This window comes from Burkholderia sp. 567, assembly GCF_040545115.1.
In the GTDB taxonomy this organism is placed as follows: Bacteria; Pseudomonadota; Gammaproteobacteria; order Burkholderiales; family Burkholderiaceae; genus Burkholderia; species Burkholderia ambifaria.
The window spans coordinates 1-17914 of the sequence record NZ_JBEPLG010000006.1 but is presented as its reverse complement, the minus strand read 5'-3'; the positions used below and the strand labels follow the sequence as shown (position 1 = coordinate 17914).

Below are 17914 nucleotides of genomic sequence, written 5' to 3'. Positions count from 1 at the left end.
TGGCTCATGTCCGATATTGCATTGCAAGAAGAAGCGGTCGCCCCAACCGCGCCCCGTTCGCCCCGCCGGACGGTCGCCTGCGCCGACGCGTCGAGAGAGCGACCGGTGCAGGTCGTCTGGTGCGATGACTTGAAGCGCGGCGACATCACGCAGCCGCATGCGCCGAAGCTCGGCGTCGCCGATACGCTCGCGAACGCGCAGAGCACGGCGGAACGCAACCGGATCGTCGCGAGCCTGCTGCACCTGACGGGCTTCTCGACGTTCGCGTACTTCGCGCTCGAATTCTCGCGCGAGCGCGTCGAAAGTCTCTACCTGCACGAGGCGTTCACGCCGAACACCTACCGTGGCGACTACGTGCGGCACAACCATCACGACATCGATCCACGCACGCTCGACGCGCGCGTATGCAACATGCCGATCGTGTGGGACCTGCAGCAGCTGCGCCGCGAACATCGCGAACGCGACAGCGACCCGTGCGTGACGCCGGCCGCGCTCGACGGTTTCCTGCAGACGATGCAGGACGACGGGATGTGCAGCGGCATCATGTATTCGATGGCCGTGCCCGGCACGCGGCTGCACGCGTTCATGAGCTTCACCGCGCCGCGCCGCACGCGCGAGTGGATCACGCCGGCGACGATCGAGCAGGCGCTGTCGATCGGGCTGTCGGTGCACAAGTTCGCGTCGCCGCAACTGATCGCGACGTCGCGCGAGCGCGCGGTCAACGGCCTCACGCCGTTCGAGCAGGAACTGCTGCTGGGTATCGCGGAAGGCGCATCCGACAAGGAGATCGGCCGGCGCCTCGACACCAGCGCGCACAACGTCGACTATCACCTGCGCAAGCTGCGCAAGCGCTTCGGCGTCGCGAACCGGATCCAGCTCACATACCTCACATCGAAGCTCGAGCTGATCTGACGCGCTGCGCACCCATGCGAACATGCCGGCCTCGCGGGCCGGCATGTGCAGTGCCTGAAGCGAGGATGACGCGCGCCGTTACTTCATCAGCGTCATCTGCACGACCTTGACGATCACGAGACCGACCGCGATCACCAGATAGCCGCGCAGCACGGCCATCCACACGCGCGTCGCGACCGTCATCTTCTGCGGCTCGAGCGAGTCGAGCGGCGGCATGCGCCACGTGTCGCGCGCCGCACGGTCGATGACCGGTTCCACCACGCGCTTGTTGCGGCGGATCAGCACCGTCGCGAGATAACCGGCGATCGCGAGCACCGTGCCGCCCACCAGCACGTCGACGATCGCTTCGCCGCTGATGTCCGGATACATCACCGACGCGGTCAGGATGATCGACAGCAGCACGAGCACCCAGATCACCGCGCCCGTAAACACGTTGAGCTTCGTCGAGTTGACCCACGGGCCGAGCACCTGGCGATCGTTGCAGAGCACGAGCAGGAACACCGTCGCGCTCGGCAGCAGCACGCCCGCGAGCGTCTGCACCGCTTCGGTCAACAGGCCGAGCGGGCTGCCCGGGATCAGCACGAGCGCGGCCGCGGCCGCGACGATCCCGAAGTAGACGAGATAGAAGCCCTTCGCGTCGGACACGCCGCGATGCAGCGAATGACGGATCTTGAACACGTCGCCGATCGCGTATGCCGTCGACAGCGACACCGCCGCCGCGCCGATGATGCACGCGTCGAGCAGCGCGACCGCGAACAGCGTCGCGCCGGTGCGGCCCGCATACTTCTCGAGGCCCGCGATCACGCCGCCCGCGTCGGTGAAGTTGCCGGCTTCCGGATGACCGCCGAACAGCGCGGCGCTGAACCCGATCATCGCGACCGCGCCGATCAGCACGAACGCGATGCCGATCCACAGGTCGACCTTCTCGTACTTCATGAAGCGCGGCGTGATGCGCTTGTCGATCACGTAGCTCTGCTGGAAGAACAGCTGCCACGGCGCGACCGTCGTGCCGACGATGCCGATCACGAGCAGCATCACGTCGGACAGCTTCGCATGCGCGGGCCAGGTCGGCACGAAGAAGTCGCGCGACATCTGCGACACCGGCGGGTGGATCGACACCAGCACCGGCACGAGCAGCAGGCTCAGCACGCACAGCACGATCGCGAACCGCTCGAAGCGCCGGAAGTCGCCGGTACTCACCGCGGCCATCGTCAGCGCGGCCGCCACGCACACGCCCGCAACCTTCGGGAGCCCGAAGAAAGCCAGCACGAACGTGATGCCGATGAACTCGGTGACGATCGTCAGCGCATTGAGCAGGAACAGGTCGATCACGCTGAACGCGCCCCAGAACCGGCCGAAGCGCTCGAAGATCAGGCGCGCATGGCCGACGCGCGTGACCGCGCCGAGGCGCAGCACCATTTCCTGGTTCACGTACAGCACCGGCACCAGCAGCAGCAGCGTCCACAGCAGCGTCGTGCCGTAGTTCTGGCCGGCCTGCGTGTAGGTGCCGAATGCGCCCGCGTCGTTGTCGCCGACCATCACGATCAGGCCGGGTCCGATGATCGCGAGCAGCGTGCGCAGCCGCGCCCACCACGTGCGCCGCGCGGCGGTGTCGTGATGCGCGATCGTGCCGAGGGCACCGCGGATGTCGCCCAGGTGGGCTTCGTCGAGCACGGCGCTGCGCTCGACGGCGATCGGTGGAGAGACGTTGGATGGCGTGGACATGATGAATTCCGTACGGCTGGTTTTTTATCCGGCCAAGCGTGTGGCCTTGGCATACGCGCGCGGAACGGCCCGCGTGCGCATGCCGAGACGCGCTCGGTGCGTCAGTGGAACAACGACTTGAGGTGGTTCAACAACCGGGAGAACACCCGAGGACGGGCGTCGAACGTCAGCATCGCGTCGTAGTGCGAACGGGATTGCGTGACTTGCGGAAGATTCGACAGCAGAAGGCCGAAGTTCATGGTCTGGCTCCTGGCGGCGACGGCATGCGTGCCGGCCGCGTGGTGGGCGCGGGGCCAGTCCGGGGCCTGAATGAGGTGTCAGGCTAGTCGGCGCATGTCCCTGCGACCCGGGTTCAAAAGGGTCTGTTGACGCAACGGGCATAAGGGACAACTGTCACTGTCGTTCATGGCGGCTCCTGTGCGGTGTTCCGGAAAACACGGTTGACCGCCGTCCGGCGCGCTGACCGCGGTTCGGCTGCATGCGAAACGCATGCGCGAACGCGGCCGCGCACCAGGCGGCGGCGAATCCGGATCGCGCATGCGCAAAGGCATCACGCTGACCGGCGCGAATCAGGGTGCACGTAGGGGGTTACTGCGAAATACTGCTGCGCGCACCGTTTGCCTGGCGACAAACGGCGGCTTCATGAGGCGCGGACGTCGGTCGCTCAGGCGGAAATTTCGTTCGAAGATCGACTACTGCAGGCGTCCAAGGCGGCGGCCCCAAGAGTGAAGATGCCGGATTCTATGGACCGGCCGAAACGGAAGTCAACCCTCTGCAACACCGTTCCAGGAACATTTTTTCCGGCACCGGGACGCTGAAAGATTTGCGCCCGGAATGACGCGCCGCAACCTTTCAACGCGCGGCCCGGCGCGTGCCGCCGATGCGTGCGAGCAACAGTGCCCGCAAGCGGGCGGCGGGCGGCTGTAGCGCGCGTCGGCCGGGCCGCACCCGCCGCTGCGACACTGTGGCGATGTGCGCAAAGCCGACGTTTTTTTGCTTGCACCGCAGCAAAACGCGCGACTACAATCCGCTCCGGATCATCAAGGGAGTCCCTCCGTGGACACATGCTCTAGTTGTAGTTCGATGCCGGCTCAGGCCGGCCAAGCCATCGCGAGATAGCAGCCGGACGCACGTCCTTCGCCGCTAGCTCGCTTCGTCGGGTTAGCGCGCTTCCTCCCGGACCGGCCTCGCCGGTTCGTCAGTCGCACGCTCCGTTACGTTCCAACCGCCGATCGCAGGCCGCGTCGTGCCTGCGCTCGATCACGTCGTCCGGTATGCTCCGGACCGGACGGAGGTACGCCATGTTCTTTCAATCGCTCGCCGCGAAACTCAAGCGGCGCCTGCACATCACGTGCGATCGCCTGTCGGTTTCACCGCTAGCCGACGCGCTCGCCGAAGCGCTTGCCGAAGCGCTCGGCTACTGGCGCGGCAGCGCGCTCGCGCATAGGCCGGCGCCGCCGCGCCCGCTCGACTGCATGCTGGCGGCCGCGATGGCGGCCGCCGTCGCGCTCGTCGTGCTGCTCTGCACGGCCGCGTCGCATCTCGGCTTCGCCCAGGCATGGCGTATCGGCGGCTGGCTGCCGTAAGCGGCAGCGCGGCGCTGCACGGCCGTGTGCCCATGTGCCGCCCGCGCGTATGCGATCGCCTCACGCCGCCCTCTGTCCAGCCTGACCCAGCACTCGAATACGGAGCACACATGAAGAATCGTTTCGAACCCGCGCGCACGCGCCGACTCGATGCGCTCACGGCGCTTCTCCTGTCGCTCGCCGCAGCGCCCGCATTCGCGCAATCGGCGTCGCCCGCCGCTGCCGAGTCGACGGCCGGCGGCGGCGCCAGCGACACCGCCGCCGCCCCCGCGCAGCCCGCCGATGCCGCCGCGCCCGCCCCCACCGGCTTCTGGGACCGTTCAAACCTGTTCGGCAACATGGGCGGCCTGCGCGACGTGCTCGGCGACCACGGCGTCACGCTGAGCCTGCAGGAAACCAGCGAATACCTGTACAACGCCGCGGGCGGCACGAATCGCGGCGGTGCGTACCAGGGCGTCACCCAATTCGGCTTCAACGTCGATACGGAGAAGGCGATCGGGCTGCCGGGCGGCACGTTCAACGTGTCGGGGCTGCAGATCCACGGCACCAACCTCACGCAGCGCTACCTGCAGACGCTGCGGACCGCGACCGGCATCGAGGCGAATTCGACCACGCGGCTGTGGGAGCTCTGGTACCAGCAGGCGTTTCTCGACGGCAAGGCCGACGTGAAGGTCGGCCAGCAGAGCGTCGACCAGGAGTTCATGGTGAGCCAGTACGCGGCGACGTTCATGAACGCGACGTTCGGCTGGCCCGTTCTGCCGGCGACCGACCTGCCGGCCGGCGGCCCCGCGTATCCGCTGTCGTCGCTCGGCGTGCGGCTGCGCGTGAAACCGGCCGACGCGTGGACCGCGATGGTCGGCGTGTTCGATGGCAACCCGGCCGGCCGCAGCGACGGCGACGCACAGTCGCTGAACGCGCACGGCACCAACTTCAACCTGCGCAGCGGCGCGTTCGTGATCGGCGAACTCCAGTACGCGCTGAACGCGCCGCCCGCCGATCCGAAGGCGCCGCAACCGGCCGGCCTGCCGGGCACGTACAAGCTCGGCTTCTGGTATCAGTCGCAGCACGCGAACGATCCGCGCTTCGGCACCGACGGGCTGTCGCTCGCGAATCCCGACAGCAACGGGATCGCCGCCACGCATCGCGGCAACTACGGCTTCTATGCGGTCGCGGATCAGATGGTGTGGCGGCCGTCGGCCGACAGCCCGCGCTCGGTCGGCGTGTTCGCGCGCGTGATGGGCTCGCCGGGCGATCGCAACGTCGTCGATTTCGCGGCGAATGCCGGCATCACGCTGAAGGCGCCGTTCGCCGGACGCGACAACGATACGGCCGGCATCGCGGTCGGCTACGCGAAGATCGGCTCGCACGCGCGTGCGCTCGACGGCGACACCGGCGTCTACACGACGCCCGGCTATCCGGTGCGCCGCGCGGAAACGGTGATCGAGGCGACCTACCAGTACCAGGTCACGCCGTGGTGGCAGTTGCAGGCCGACCTGCAGCACTTCTTCCGGCCGGGCGGCGGCATCCCGAACCCGAACGCGGCCGGCGCGCGCATCGGCGACGAAACGGTGGTCGGCGTGCGCACGACGATCACGTTCTGACGCACCGCGCATGCGACACGGGCCGGACTGCCGCTTGCGCGGCGCGCCGGCCCGTTGTGCATTCAACTGCCAGCGCGCGACGCGCGCGCCCCGTCACTCGCCATACAGCCCGAGCAGTTTCAGCGTGACGCCGTTGGTCCAGCCGAAGCCGTCCTGCAGCGGGTATTCGCCGCCCCCGCCGCCGCCCGCGCCCGTCCCCTCGACCACGTACTTCTCGACGAGCTTGCCTTCCGTCGCATACACATGCTTCACGTCGGTCAGGAAGCGCGTGCCGATGTCCTTCGCGAGCGTCGGGTCGCCGTAACGGCGCAGCCCGTCGATCGCGATCCACTGGAGCGGCGCCCAGCCGTTCGGCGCATCCCACTGCTGGCCGGTGTTCACGGTCGTCGTCGCGAGGCCGCCCGGCTGCAGCAGCGTCTTGCGCACCTCGCGCGCGGTCGCCTTCGCGCGCTCGGGCCACGCGACGCTCGTGAACAGCGGATACAGCGCGGCGGCCGTCACGCCGTCGCGCGGCTTGCGCAACTGCCAGTCGTAGTCGCCGTAATAGCCGTGACGATTCCACAGATAGTGGTTGATCGCGGCCGCGCGGCGGCCCGCCCGTGCGGAAAAGTCAGCGACGCACGCGATGTCGTGCGTGACCGCGCAGCCCTTCACGATCGTCGCCTCGAGATGGAACATCAGGCTGTTCAGGTCGACCGGCACGATCGACGTCGTGCGGATCGTCGCGAGCGTCTTGCCGTCGCCGAACCAGCGCGAGCTGTAATCCCAGCCGCTTTCGGCGCCTGCGCGCAGGTCGCGGTACACCTCGTTCGCGGGGCGATTGGGTACGGCCTTCGCGGTCGTCACGTCCTCGAGATACGACTCGTCGCGCGGCGTGTCGCTCGCGTCCCAGTAGCGGTTCAGCACCGCGCCGTCCGGCATCGCGACCACGTGACGCGCGGCCTGCCCGCGCGGCGTCGTGGTTTCGCCCTGCATCCAGTACGCATACTCCTTGCGCAGCGCCGGCAGGTATTTCTGGTAGACCTTGTCGCCTTCGGCCTGCGCGGCGAGCGTGACCATGTACGCGAAGAACGGCGGCTGCGAGCGGCTCGCGTAGTACGTGCGGTTGCCGTTCGGGATGTGGCCGATCGTGTCGATCAGATGCGCGAAGTTGTCGAGCATGTCGTCGACGAGATCCTCGCGCCCCGACACCTGCAGCCCGAGCATCGTGAAATAGGTATCCCAGTAGTAGCCTTCGCGGAAGCGGCCGCCCGGCACCACGTACGGCTTCGGCATCGGGATCAGCGAGCTGTACGGCGGCACCGTCGTGCTGGTGCGCGTGAGCTGCGGCCACAGCCAGTCGATGTGCTGGCGCAGCGTCTGGTTCGCGGGCGGCGTGACGCCGCCTGCCGGCGGCGGCGTGAAGTGCTGGTCGACGAACGCCTTCAGCGAGAAGCCCGGCTGCGACTTCTGTTGCTGATACAACTGCATGATGGTCGCGGGATCGGTATCGGGCGTCGCATCGACGAAGGTCTTCTGGTCGGGATAGAGCTGCGCGGTCTGCACCGCGACGAACAGGTCGCCGTAGAGCTGGCTCGGCGGCGGCAGCAGCGTGCCGGCGGACGCCGGATTCGCGAGCGCGGCCGAGGCCGGCACAGCCGCCTGCGTGGCCGCATGGTTCGCGCTGTCGGCTTGCGCCGCGCATCCGGCGACGGCCAGGTACGCGACGGCGAGGACGGAGGCCCAGCGCATGCGCGGTGCGGGCGCGAATGAATACGAGTGCGAGTGCGAGTGCGAGTGCGAGTGCGAGTGCGAGTGCGAGTGCGAAGCAGGATGCGATGCGATCGATGTGGCACGACGTGACGTCATGACGTGTCCCCTCCTTTCTATGATGAGTGGATCGGCAGGGGTCTCGTTCGCGCGTGCGCTCGTCTCGATGGCCGTCGATCGATGCGCGTCGTTGTATGTCGCAGATGAGTTCCGACTGTCGCACGAAACGCGCATCGCACGCAAGTTTCGCGGGCGGGCCCGCGCCCGCGCGTCGTCGGTGATGTCACGCGCCGCAGTCGTCTCTTTTGCCGCACACCGTAACAGGAACGACTGTTGCAACATGCGAAACAGGCGTTGCCTCACGTGACGCAACGACCACATTGTGGGCATAATGGCGTCTTTACCGCGCGCCCTGCTCATGTCGCCCGTCTTTCTAGCACCGCTCATCGTTGCCTGTGCGTTGTTCATGGAAAGCGTCGACGCGAACATCATCGTCACCGCACTCCCCGCGATGGCGAGGGACTTCGGACACAATCCCGTCACACTGAACATTGCGATCACGGCCTACGTGGTCGGCCTCGGCGTCTTCATCCCGATCTGCGGATGGCTCGCCGACCGCTTCAGCGCGCGCTCCGTATTCCGCACCGCGATCGGCATCTTCGTCGTCGGCTCGCTGATGTGCGCGGCCTCCAACTCCCTCGGCGTGCTCACGTTCGCGCGCTTCGTGCAGGGCGTCGGCGGCGCGATGATGGTGCCGGTCGGCCGGATCATCATCTTCCGCGCGGTGCCGCGCTCCGAGCTCGTGCGCGCGATGAACTACCTCGCGATTCCCGCGCTGTTCGGGCCCACGCTCGGGCCGCTCGTCGGCGGCTTCATCACGACCTACCTGCACTGGCGGATGATCTTCTTCATCAACGTGCCGATCGGCATCTACGGGATCTACGTCGCCAGCAAGCACATCGCGAACACGCACGAGCCCGACCCGGGCCCGCTCGACTGGTTCGGCTTCCTGCTGTCGGCGAGTGGCGCCGCGCTGCTGCTGATGGGCCTCACGCTGATCGACGGCTCGCTCACGTCGCGCGGCAACGCGCTCATGATGTGCGCGGCCGGCGCGGTGATGCTTGCGCTCTACGTGCCGTACGCGCGCCGCAAGGAGCGGCCGGTGCTCGACCTCAGTTTCCTGAAGATTCCGACTTATCACGCGAGCGTGGTCGGCGGATCGCTGTTCCGCATCGGCCTCGGCGCGGTGCCGTTCCTGCTGCCGCTCGCGCTGCAGGAAGGCCTCGGCATGAGCGCGTTCCACTCCGGGCTGATCACGTGCGCATCCGCGCTCGGCGGCGCGGTGAGCCGCTCGACGGCTACCCATACGCTGCGCCGCTTCGGCTTTCGCACGGTACTGATCTACAACGCCGCGTTCGCGGGGCTCGCGATCGCCGCATACGGCGTGTTCCATCCGGGCATGCCCACCTGGGCAATCTGGATGATCGTGCTGGTCGGCGGCATCTTCCCCGCGCTGCAGTTCACGAGCCTGAATTCGATGATTTACGCGGATATCTCGCAGGCCGACGCGGGCCGCGCGACGAGCCTCGGTAGCGTCGTGCAGCAGATGTCGCTCGGGCTCGGCGTGACGGTCGCCGGCCTCGTGCTGCACGTGTCGCACTGGCTGCAGGGCCATCAGACGATGGTGTGGTCGGATTTCTGGCCCGCGTTCGTCGTGGTCGGGCTGTGTTCGTTCGCGTCGATTCCGATCACGCGGCGGCTGCCGCCCGGCGCCGGCGACGAAGTCGCGCGCGGCAAGCGGCAATGAACGGGCAACGCGGGCGGGAACGGGCAGGCGGCTGAAAAACCGGAAAACCAAAAAAATCAGCGGACATCCACACGGGGCCGGTGCGTGGCCGTATGGATGTCCGCTCAGGGCTCCGGGTCTCTCGTTGGGGATTGAGAATCCCGGATCTGCTTCCTGCGTGCCATGGACATATGTGCGTCGGAAGCGGAATCGTTGCGCGCATCATTCGTCGCGCCATGTCCCACTATAGGGAAAGTCGCGCCGCGCATCTGTCAAGCATTGTTAGACGCCGCGCGCGTGCGGGCCGCACATGTGCGCCGCTTTCGCGCTAAAGTGGTGCCCGACCGTCACCCTCAGCCGCCGCTCCGATGCTTACGCTTTCGCCTGCCGCCGCCCGCGCGCTGCACCTCGCCGCGCAGGGCCTGCTGACCCCGCCCCGCCGCAAGGCCACCAAGGCCGACGTGCTCGACACGATCCGCCGGATGGCGCAGCTCCAGATCGATACCATTCACGTCGTCGCACGCAGCCCGTATCTCGTGCTGTTCAGCCGCCTCGGCGATTTCGCCCCGCAATGGCTCGACGAACATCTCGCCGAGGCGCGCCTGTTCGAATACTGGTCGCACGAAGCGTGCTTCCTGCCGATCGAGCAATTCGGGCTGATGCGCTACAAGATGCTCGATCCGTCGGGGATGGGCTGGAAATACGCGGCCGAATGGCACGAACAGAACCGCGCCGACATCGAACGGCTGCTCGCGCGGATCCGCGACGAAGGGCCGGTGCGGTCGGCGGATTTCATCCGCGAGGACGGCGTGAAGGGCAACGGATGGTGGGACCGCAAGCCGGAGAAGAAACATCTGGAAGTGCTGTTCACGACCGGCGAGCTGATGGTGTCCGAACGCCGCAATTTCCAGCGCATCTACGACGTGCGCGAGCGCGTGCTGCCCGGCTGGGACGATGGGCGCGACCTGCCGCCGCGCGACGCTGTGCTGCCCGCGCTGCTCGACTACACGTGCCACGCGCTCGGCGTCGTGCGCGCGGACTGGGTGGCCGATTACTACCGGCTGCCGCGCCGGTCGTACCGCGCGGAGCTCGAGCACCTCGCCGGCGCGGGCGAGTTGATTCCGGTGGAGATCGCCGGCTGGAAGGAGCCGGCCTACGTGCATCGCTCGCTCGAAGCGCTGCTGCCGGCCGCCGCGGCCGACACACTGCGCTCGACGGTCACGACGCTGCTGTCGCCGTTCGATCCGGTGGTGTGGGACCGCCGGCGTGCGTCGACGCTGTTCGGGTTCGACTACACGATCGAGTGCTATACGCCGGCGCACAAGCGGCGTTACGGCTATTTCTGCCTGCCCGTGCTGCATCGCGGCCGGCTGATCGGACGCGTCGACGCGAAAGCGCATCGCGTGCTCGGCACGTTCGAGTTGAAGGCCGTGCATGTCGAGCCGGGCGTGCGGTTCGGTACGGGAATGGCGGCCGACGTCGCGAAGGCCGTGAAGCGGCTGGCGGCGTGGCATGGCACGCCGGACGTGACGGTCGCGCACGCGCCGCCCGAATTGACGAAGGCGCTGGCCGGCGCTTGAGGCTGGCGGATTCATGCTGGGCAGCGCGCGGCGGCGATGCGCGTGGGGATTGCCGCTTGCCGCTTCCACGTGTGCGGCGACGCGCTCGTTGCCAGCCGCCGCCTACCGCTCAGTCGCGCAGCTTGCGAAAACGCGGGGTGCCGTCCGGCAGGTTCTCGTTGAACATCGTTTCCGGGCGTACCCACAGGCCGCGCGCATGCGGCCACAGATGCTCGTACACGACCACCGATTCCTCGGTTTCGGAATGACGGGCGACACCGATATAGCGATACAGCCCGCCCTTGTAGTGACGATGCGTGGCGAGTTGTTCGGCTTCCTGTTCGGTCATGATCTGCTTTCCTTCGGCAAAAACGAAAGCGCATATTGTATGCGCTCGCCGCGCGTCAGCGCTTCGCGTAGATGTCGGGGCGGCGGATCTCCATCAGCCGCTCGGGATTCGCGGGCGGTCCGAACCCGACCGGCCGGTACAGCTCGTGCGCATCGGTCGTCGCGAGCATGATGCGGCGCAGGCCTTGCACCATCGGCTGCGCGAACACGTGATCGATCAGCGCGCGGCCGTAGCCGTTCCCGCGCTCGGCCGGCAACACGAATACGTCGCAGAGGTACGCAAACGTCGCGTGATCGGTCACGAGCCGCGCAAACCCGACGAGCCGGTCGCCGACATACGCGCCGAAGCACAGCGAGCCGTCGATCGCCCGCTCGACGACGTCGCGCGGAATGCCCTGCGACCAGTACGCGTCGCGATGCAGGAAATCGAAGATCGCGTCGATGTCGAGTTCGCGCTTGTCAGTGGAAAATCTCAGCGTGGCGGATGGGGCTGCGGGCACGTCGGCTCTCCGGTCGGGTCGGGCGGAGCAGAAAAGATAGCGCGGCGCGGGGTGGGCGACAAGCTAGGCCGAGCTCAACACGTACAACACACTGTACAACAAACTCACCCATGCTATACTTGTACAGTTTAGAGTACAAGTGGAGTCAATCATGCGCACGATTCACTTTTCGGATGCCCGCGGCAATCTGAAGACGGTCATCGACCAGGTCGTCGACGACGCGGACGTGACGCTCATCACACGTCGCGACGCGCCGAACGCCGTCATCATGTCGCAGGAATACTACGACAGCCTGATGGAGACGGTTCACCTGCTCCGCTCGCCGGCCAACGTCGCCCACCTCGAACGCTCGATTGCGCAATTGCGCAAGGGCAAGGCGAAAGAGCACAAGCTGGCGGAGGACGATGAATGAGCGTACGCCGCGTGCTCTTCACTTCCGACGCGTGGGACGACTACGTTTATTGGCAAGGGCAAGATCGCAAGACGCTCAAGCGCATCAACCAGCTCATTCGCGAAGCCCAACGGACGCCGTTCGAAGGCATCGGCAAACCCGAACCACTGAAGGCCAATCTGTCCGGTTTCTGGTCACGCCGCATCGACGATACGAACCGTCTCGTCTACGAAGCGGACGATCTTCAGATCAGCATCGTGTCCTGCCGCTATCACTACGCGTAGCGTCAATGCCGCCACCCCGCATCATGCGCGACCCGTCGCACAGCCAACGAAGCTCGATTCAGTGATATCGTCGGCGGCTCGACGAACCTGCCGCATCACTTCATGCCCTATCGACTCATCGCGTTCGACTTCGACGGCACCCTCGCCGATTCGCTCGACTGCTTTCTCACGGCGCTCACGGAGGCGTCGCGCATGCACGGCTTTCGCGACGCGACGCCCGAGTTGCGCCCCGCACTGCGCGGCATGTCGGCACGCGAGATCATCCGCGCGCTCGAGGTGCCGATGTGGAAAGTGCCGCGCGTGACGATCGACATGCGTCGGCTGATGCGGCCGCGCATCGCGCACGTGAAGCTGTTCCCCGGCGTCGACACAACTTTCGACGCGCTCGCCGCGCGCGGCATCCGCATCGCGATCGCGACGTCGAACACCGAGGACATCGTGCGCGACCGGCTCGGCCCGCACGCGAGCCGATGCGTCGATACGTTCGCCTGCGGCATTCCGCTGTTCGGCAAGGCGCGCCGGCTGCGTGCGCTCGTGCGCGAAGCCGGCATGCAGCCCGACGACGTGCTGTATGTCGGCGATGAAATCCGCGATGCCGAAGCGGCGCGCCGTGCGCGCATCGCATTCCAGGGCGTCGCATGGGGTTACACGGCCCCCGACGCGTTGCAGGCGCATTGCGCGACGCCATTGCTGCCGCATCTCGACGCACTGCTCGATCGCGTTTGACGGTGTGGTGCGAATGGCGCGCTCTGATTCGACGCATCGCGACGCACCCACCCGATCCCCTCCCCGCAAGACGATGAAACACCGATCGATGAAACGCCGATGACACGTGCGCACATCGCATCCATTGCATGCGCGTCGCGCACGCAAAAATTGCCGCCACGATGCACGCAGCAGGTACGCACTACCTGTCCGCGCGCACACCCCTCGATTGGTCTTACCAACCGTTACACAAACCACAGCGCGGTTGCACCTGCTACCGAAGCGCTCTCCTAGAATCAGTCGGGCCGGGAAACACTTCGAACGCCGCCGCGGCAGAGCGGCGAACGAGTCCGGCCCGGGCGCGCCCGGTCTCTCGCACAGCCGCGGATCACGCGATCCGCCCATTAATCAGAGCCCCGATCGACAGGAGGTCCCATGAACCGCTTTCCCCAAATCTCGCGCCTTGCATTATCTGCCGCTGGCCTGCTTCTCGTCGCCGTGACGGCGACCGCGCAAACCGCTCAACCGGCGCCGGCCGCACCGACCGCCGCCACGCAAACGCGCATCCACGAAGCCGACCAGACCTTCATCACGGACGGCACGAAAACCGTGTCGACGCAGCGCGACGCCGCACGCATCGCCGATTCGCGCACGTCGGACAGCCAGGTGAAGGCGTTCGCGCAACGCGTGTCGACCGAGGATGCGAAGATCATCCAGTCGATGCGCGCGGCCAGCCCGCGCGGCATCGACGTGCCGGCCAACGACCCCGACACGACCGTGCTGGACAGCATCAAGACGCTGCGCGGCGCGGAATTCGACAAGGCGTACATCGAGCAGGTCGCGCTCGCCGGCCAGCAGAAGACGATCTCGGCATTCCAGGCCGAAATCGCATCGGGCCGCGACACGAAGCTGAAGGAAGTCGCACGCCAGTCGCTGCCGATCCTGCAGGCGCACTACGCGGAAGCGCAGAAGCTCGCGCAGCGTCACCACCTCGCATCGGCGCAGTAACGCCAGTCACGCGATAACCCGCCGCGCAACCCGCGCGGCCCTCCGCTTCCCGATCGTCGCGTCGCCGTTCCCCTCTCCGGCGGCGCGACGCCTGCGGCACCCGCTTCGCGTTACGTCGCGAGCTTCGCCCGCAACCGCTCGCTCACCTCGGGCCATTCATCGTCGATGATGCTGAAGCGCACCGAATTGCGCTTGCGGCCGTCGGGCATGATCCGTTCGTGACGCACGATCCCTTCCTGCTTCGCGCCGAGCCGCAGAATCGCCGCGCGTGACTTCTCGTTCAGTTCGTCGGTCGTGAACTGCACGCGTACGCAGTGCAGCGTGTCGAACGCGTACGCGAGCAACAGCCATTTCGCTTCGGTATTCGCGCGCGTGCGCTGCGCCGATTCGCTCAGCCACGTATGGCCGATCTCGAGCTTGCGATTGTTGCGGTCGATCTTCCAGAAACGCGTGCTGCCGATCGCGCGACCCGACGCACGCTCGACGATCACGAACGGCATCACCGTGCCGGCCGCGCGGCCTTGCAGCGCGGTGTCGATATAGGCGTCGACCGTGTCCTCGCCCGGCACGACCGTGACCTTCAGATTCCACAGTTCGCCGTCCGCCGCGGCGTCCAGCAGCACCTGCCGGTCGGATGCGTCGAGCGGCCGCAATACGATGCGCTCGCCGATAAGCGTGGGTTGTTCGAGAGGAGACGAAGCGTCGGTCATGACGGGTTCCGTTGCCGTGAAGGTGACGAGGAGGAGGACGCCGTGCGCGGCGAAACGCACATCATACGGCCGGCGTCAGCCGGGCAGCGCGGCGAGCCGTTCGCGAATCGCCTTCGCTTCGCCGCGCAGCGCATCGGCGAACGCGTCGACGAGCAGGCTCTTCGGCCGGTGCTCGGGCACGATCACGCTGACGCGATACGGAAACGAGCGCGTGAGCGGCCGCACGTGCAGGTCGCGCCCGACGAAATCGAGCGCGGTCAGCGGATTGACGATCGCGGCGCCGAGCCCCTGCCGCACGAACGCGCACACCGACACGGCCGACGGCGTCTCGACCACCGAACGCGGCGCGACGCCGAGCTGCGCGAACGCCTCGTCGATCAGGATCCGGTACGGGTCGTTCAGCGACAGGCTCACGAACGGACGATCGGCGAGATCCGCGAGATCGATCGCGCGCCGCGCGAGCAGCGGATGGCCATCGGGCAGCACGCACACCTCGTCGACTTCAAGCAGCGGCGTGAGCACGGTGCCGGCCGGCGCGACGTCGTGTTCGGTCAGCCCGAGATCGTAGCGCTGCGCGGTCAGCCACTCTTCGAGCACCGGCGACTCCTGCGTCGCGACCGACACGCTGACGCCCGCATGCGCGTCATGAAAGCGCCGGCACGCGCCGGGCAGGATCGCATGCGAAAACGCCGGCAGCGCGATCACCGACAGCTGCCCGTCGCGAAACTCGCGCAATCGCGCGGCCGTCGCGGCGACACGCTCGAGCCCCACATACGCGAGCCGCACGTCGTCGAACAGCGTGAGCGCGGCCATCGTCGGCCGCAGCCGGCCATGCGAGCGCTCGAACAGCGCGAAGCCGACCACCTGCTCCATCCGCGCGAGCTCGCGGCTGATCGTGGGCTGCGACGTATAGAGCATCTCGGCCGCACGCGTCGTGCTGCCGGTGACCATCAGCGCGCGGAAGACCTCGATGTGCCGGTGTGTGAGCATGGCCGCCTATATCAGAAATGAATCGAATGTCGATAATCAGGCATTTTACTGGATAGACGAACAGGCGCATCATTCAGGCTGTTCGTTCATTCGCTCCGGTTCCTCCGCCATGTCTCTCGATTCCCGCCAGCTCGCGACGCTCGCGCAGCAATACGGCACCCCGCTGTGGGTGTACGACGCCGACGTCATCCGCGACCGCATCGCCCAACTGCGTCAGTTCGACGTGATCCGCTACGCGCAGAAGGCGAACTCGAACCTGCATATCCTGAAGCTGATGCGCGACGAACGCGTGTGCGTCGACGCCGTGTCGCTCGGCGAGATCGAGCGCAGCCTCGCGGCCGGGTTCAGTCCTGCGGGCGATCCGGAAGGCGTCGTGTTCACGGCCGACCTGATCGACCGCCCGACGCTCGCCGCCGTGCTGAAGCACGGCGTGACCGTGAACGCCGGCTCACTCGACATGCTGGCACGCGTCGGCGAGCATGCGCCCGGCCATCGTGTGTGGCTGCGCGTGAATCCCGGCTTCGGCCACGGCCACAGCAACAAGACCAATACCGGCGGCCCGCAGAGCAAGCACGGGATCTGGATCGACGACGTGCCGCGCGCGATCGAGATCGTGCGCCAGTACGGGCTGAAACTGGTCGGCATCCACATGCATATCGGCTCGGGCGTCGACTATGGCCATCTGTCGCAGGTGTGCGACGCGATGGTCGACCTCGTCACGTCGCTTGGCCACGACATCGAAGCGATCTCCGCGGGCGGCGGGCTGTCGATTCCGTATCGCGACGGCGAGCCGCGCGTGGACGTCGGCCACTACTTCAGCCAGTGGGATGCCGCGCGCAAGCGGATCGAACGGCATCTCGGCCATGCGGTGCGCGTCGAGATCGAGCCGGGCCGCTTCCTCGTCGCCGAGGCCGGCACGCTCGTCACCGAAGTGCAGGCCGTGAACCACCGGCCGAAGCACGACTTCGTGCTGATCGACGCGGGCTTCAACGACCTGATGCGTCCGTCGATGTACGGCAGCTACCACGCGGTGTCCGTGCATGCGCCGGACGGCACGCTGCTGGCCGGCCGGCCGCTCGTCGACATCGCGATCGCGGGGCCGCTGTGCGAATCCGGCGACGTGTTCACGCAGGACGCGGGCGGCGTGGTCACGCACCGCAAGCTCGCGCAACCGCAGATCGGCGACCTGCTGTTCCTGCACGATGCGGGCGCGTACGGCGCATCGATGTCCTCGAACTACAACAGCCGGCCGCTCGCGCCGGAAGTGCTGGTCGATCGCGGCACGCCGCGGCTGATCCGCCGCCGGCAAACGATCGGCGAACTGCTCGCGCTCGAAACGTTCGAGTAACACGCACGCGCCTTCGCGCCGCGTTCGATCGACCGGACGCCAACGGCCACGCTTGCCGCTACCGGCATGCGTGGCCGTTTTGCTTTTCGGCGGTGGTGCTCAGCGCAACCGTTCGAGCACACCGTAGCACCGGATGCTGCACATCGCGTGCAACCGCAGCAGATCGCGTGCACCGTGTTCGATGCACGGAGAAAAACATTCCACGCCGCGTGGAAAGTCCGTGCATTTTTGGAAGCACTTTCCTTTTTGACAAAACTAAGATTGCCCTCAGTCGTTCAGCATTTGCGTCACCGGATACGCATCGACGATGCAGCCGGTCTACCCCACTCGCAAGCCGCACGGGCACTCTTGACGTCCTCACCCGCCTAAAGGCAGGTGATTCCCACACCTGGCGATGCACGTCCGCATCGGAGAATGTTCAGCGCAGCGTTGGTATCACGATCATGCACGACACCACAGCCATCGCAGGCCCACTCTCTCATTCGCAGTCCCGCGATACCTTTCGGCCGCGTCGTGCTGTCTTTCGACCCGCACGACGAACAGGACTGGGTAGAACCGCTTTCGTCGACTTCCTCGAACGTGGCCCCGTGCGCGATCGCCTTGTAGCGGAGCTTGTTTCGGAAGGACGACCAGGATGCGTCGTAGACGCTTTTCGCCATCCTGGTTCTGGCGAGTTTGGCGGCCGACACGTTACCGACCGCGATGTAGTCAA

Annotated in this window: 18 protein-coding genes; 10 read left to right on the top strand and 8 right to left on the bottom strand. The window is 66.8% G+C overall.

The window, feature by feature from the left end; translation table 11 throughout:
- Positions 1–6: 6 nt before the first annotated feature.
- Positions 7–912, top strand: coding sequence for a helix-turn-helix transcriptional regulator (locus ABIC50_RS18185; protein ID WP_354165947.1), 906 nt, complete (start codon positions 7–9; stop codon positions 910–912).
- A gap of 78 nt (positions 913–990) precedes the next feature.
- Here ABIC50_RS18185 and ABIC50_RS18180 read toward each other — a convergent pair whose 3' ends face one another.
- Positions 991–2637, bottom strand: a complete 1647-nt coding sequence (locus ABIC50_RS18180; protein ID WP_354165945.1) for an NRAMP family divalent metal transporter — start codon at positions 2635–2637, stop codon at positions 991–993.
- Between the two features lie 101 nt (positions 2638–2738).
- On the bottom strand, positions 2739–2876 hold the full coding sequence (locus tag ABIC50_RS18175; RefSeq protein WP_012366499.1) for a hypothetical protein: 138 nt from the start codon (positions 2874–2876) through the stop codon (positions 2739–2741).
- A gap of 1062 nt (positions 2877–3938) precedes the next feature.
- Between ABIC50_RS18175 and ABIC50_RS18170 the strand changes: the two genes are divergently transcribed.
- Both ABIC50_RS18170 and ABIC50_RS18165 read left to right on the top strand, forming a co-directional pair.
- Positions 3939–4223 carry a hypothetical protein gene (locus tag ABIC50_RS18170; protein WP_354165942.1) on the top strand — a complete coding sequence of 95 codons (285 nt, stop codon included), beginning with the start codon at positions 3939–3941 and terminating at the stop codon, positions 4221–4223.
- 110 nt (positions 4224–4333) lie between these two features.
- On the top strand, positions 4334–5824 hold the full coding sequence (locus tag ABIC50_RS18165) for a carbohydrate porin (protein WP_354165940.1): 1491 nt from the start codon (positions 4334–4336) through the stop codon (positions 5822–5824).
- 93 nt (positions 5825–5917) lie between these two features.
- On the opposite strand, the gene treA is transcribed toward ABIC50_RS18165, so the two are convergent.
- Entirely contained in the window at positions 5918–7672 is a 1755-nt protein-coding gene (treA, locus tag ABIC50_RS18160; protein ID WP_354165938.1) for an alpha,alpha-trehalase TreA, read from the bottom strand.
- A gap of 319 nt (positions 7673–7991) precedes the next feature.
- Between treA and ABIC50_RS18155 the strand changes: the two genes are divergently transcribed.
- Entirely contained in the window at positions 7992–9380 is a 1389-nt protein-coding gene (locus tag ABIC50_RS18155; RefSeq protein WP_105830399.1) for an MFS transporter, read from the top strand.
- A 347-nt stretch (positions 9381–9727) separates the two neighbouring features.
- Positions 9728–10939, top strand: a complete 1212-nt coding sequence (locus ABIC50_RS18150; RefSeq protein ID WP_354165937.1) for a winged helix-turn-helix domain-containing protein — start codon at positions 9728–9730, stop codon at positions 10937–10939.
- A gap of 109 nt (positions 10940–11048) precedes the next feature.
- Here ABIC50_RS18150 and ABIC50_RS18145 read toward each other — a convergent pair whose 3' ends face one another.
- The gene (locus ABIC50_RS18145) at positions 11049–11267 is read right to left on the bottom strand and encodes a DUF1653 domain-containing protein (protein WP_011659226.1); all 219 of its coding nucleotides are present in this window, start codon (positions 11265–11267) and stop codon (positions 11049–11051) included.
- Positions 11268–11322: 55 nt separating this feature from the next.
- A complete protein-coding gene (locus tag ABIC50_RS18140) occupies positions 11323–11766 on the bottom strand; it encodes a GNAT family N-acetyltransferase (protein WP_269018205.1) in 444 nt (147 codons plus the stop codon).
- 151 nt (positions 11767–11917) lie between these two features.
- Between ABIC50_RS18140 and ABIC50_RS18135 the strand changes: the two genes are divergently transcribed.
- The 4 genes from ABIC50_RS18135 (at position 11918) to ABIC50_RS18120 (ending at position 14154) form a co-directional block, all read left to right on the top strand.
- Positions 11918–12178, top strand: coding sequence for a type II toxin-antitoxin system Phd/YefM family antitoxin (locus tag ABIC50_RS18135; RefSeq protein ID WP_012366507.1), 261 nt, complete (start codon positions 11918–11920; stop codon positions 12176–12178).
- The gene (locus ABIC50_RS18130; RefSeq protein WP_012366508.1) at positions 12175–12441 is read left to right on the top strand and encodes a Txe/YoeB family addiction module toxin; all 267 of its coding nucleotides are present in this window, start codon (positions 12175–12177) and stop codon (positions 12439–12441) included. Before ABIC50_RS18135 ends, ABIC50_RS18130 begins: the two co-directional genes overlap by 4 nt.
- 102 nt (positions 12442–12543) lie before the next feature.
- Positions 12544–13167 (top strand): HAD hydrolase-like protein, encoded by a 624-nt coding sequence (locus ABIC50_RS18125; protein ID WP_354165936.1) that lies wholly within the window; start codon positions 12544–12546, stop codon positions 13165–13167.
- A 414-nt stretch (positions 13168–13581) separates the two neighbouring features.
- On the top strand, positions 13582–14154 hold the full coding sequence (locus tag ABIC50_RS18120) for a DUF4142 domain-containing protein (RefSeq protein WP_011659229.1): 573 nt from the start codon (positions 13582–13584) through the stop codon (positions 14152–14154).
- A gap of 110 nt (positions 14155–14264) precedes the next feature.
- Here the strand turns inward: ABIC50_RS18120 and ABIC50_RS18115 are convergent, their stop codons facing one another.
- Both ABIC50_RS18115 and ABIC50_RS18110 read right to left on the bottom strand, forming a co-directional pair.
- A complete protein-coding gene (locus ABIC50_RS18115; protein WP_354165934.1) occupies positions 14265–14864 on the bottom strand; it encodes a GNAT family N-acetyltransferase in 600 nt (199 codons plus the stop codon).
- Between the two features lie 75 nt (positions 14865–14939).
- Positions 14940–15854 (bottom strand): LysR family transcriptional regulator, encoded by a 915-nt coding sequence (locus ABIC50_RS18110; protein ID WP_175707299.1) that lies wholly within the window; start codon positions 15852–15854, stop codon positions 14940–14942.
- A 109-nt stretch (positions 15855–15963) separates the two neighbouring features.
- On the opposite strand from ABIC50_RS18110, the gene lysA reads away from it, so the two are divergent.
- Complete coding sequence (lysA, locus tag ABIC50_RS18105) at positions 15964–17202, top strand: diaminopimelate decarboxylase (protein WP_354165931.1); 1239 nt, start codon at positions 15964–15966, stop codon at positions 17200–17202.
- A gap of 365 nt (positions 17203–17567) precedes the next feature.
- Here the strand turns inward: lysA and ABIC50_RS18100 are convergent.
- Positions 17568–17914, bottom strand: a 347-nt coding sequence (locus ABIC50_RS18100) for a zinc ribbon domain-containing protein (RefSeq protein WP_354165929.1), incomplete at its 5' end; no start/stop codon positions are given.

Excerpts from the sequence above, each read along its gene's own strand:
- ABIC50_RS18185 (WP_354165947.1), top strand. The coding sequence starts at position 7 with ATGTCCGATATTGCATTGCAAGAAGAAGCGGTCGCCCCAACCGCGCCC.
- ABIC50_RS18180 (WP_354165945.1), bottom strand. The coding sequence starts at position 2,637 with ATGTCCACGCCATCCAACGTCTCTCCACCGATCGCCGTCGAGCGCAGC.
- ABIC50_RS18175 (WP_012366499.1), bottom strand. The coding sequence starts at position 2,876 with ATGAACTTCGGCCTTCTGCTGTCGAATCTTCCGCAAGTCACGCAATCC.
- ABIC50_RS18170 (WP_354165942.1), top strand. The coding sequence starts at position 3,939 with ATGTTCTTTCAATCGCTCGCCGCGAAACTCAAGCGGCGCCTGCACATC.
- ABIC50_RS18165 (WP_354165940.1), top strand. The coding sequence starts at position 4,334 with ATGAAGAATCGTTTCGAACCCGCGCGCACGCGCCGACTCGATGCGCTC.
- treA (WP_354165938.1), bottom strand. The coding sequence starts at position 7,672 with ATGACGTCACGTCGTGCCACATCGATCGCATCGCATCCTGCTTCGCAC.
- ABIC50_RS18155 (WP_105830399.1), top strand. The coding sequence starts at position 7,992 with ATGTCGCCCGTCTTTCTAGCACCGCTCATCGTTGCCTGTGCGTTGTTC.
- ABIC50_RS18150 (WP_354165937.1), top strand. The coding sequence starts at position 9,728 with ATGCTTACGCTTTCGCCTGCCGCCGCCCGCGCGCTGCACCTCGCCGCG.
- ABIC50_RS18145 (WP_011659226.1), bottom strand. The coding sequence starts at position 11,267 with ATGACCGAACAGGAAGCCGAACAACTCGCCACGCATCGTCACTACAAG.
- ABIC50_RS18135 (WP_012366507.1), top strand. The coding sequence starts at position 11,918 with ATGCGCACGATTCACTTTTCGGATGCCCGCGGCAATCTGAAGACGGTC.
- ABIC50_RS18130 (WP_012366508.1), top strand. The coding sequence starts at position 12,175 with ATGAGCGTACGCCGCGTGCTCTTCACTTCCGACGCGTGGGACGACTAC.
- ABIC50_RS18125 (WP_354165936.1), top strand. The coding sequence starts at position 12,544 with ATGCCCTATCGACTCATCGCGTTCGACTTCGACGGCACCCTCGCCGAT.
- ABIC50_RS18120 (WP_011659229.1), top strand. The coding sequence starts at position 13,582 with ATGAACCGCTTTCCCCAAATCTCGCGCCTTGCATTATCTGCCGCTGGC.
- ABIC50_RS18115 (WP_354165934.1), bottom strand. The coding sequence starts at position 14,864 with ATGACCGACGCTTCGTCTCCTCTCGAACAACCCACGCTTATCGGCGAG.
- ABIC50_RS18110 (WP_175707299.1), bottom strand. The coding sequence starts at position 15,854 with ATGCTCACACACCGGCACATCGAGGTCTTCCGCGCGCTGATGGTCACC.
- lysA (WP_354165931.1), top strand. The coding sequence starts at position 15,964 with ATGTCTCTCGATTCCCGCCAGCTCGCGACGCTCGCGCAGCAATACGGC.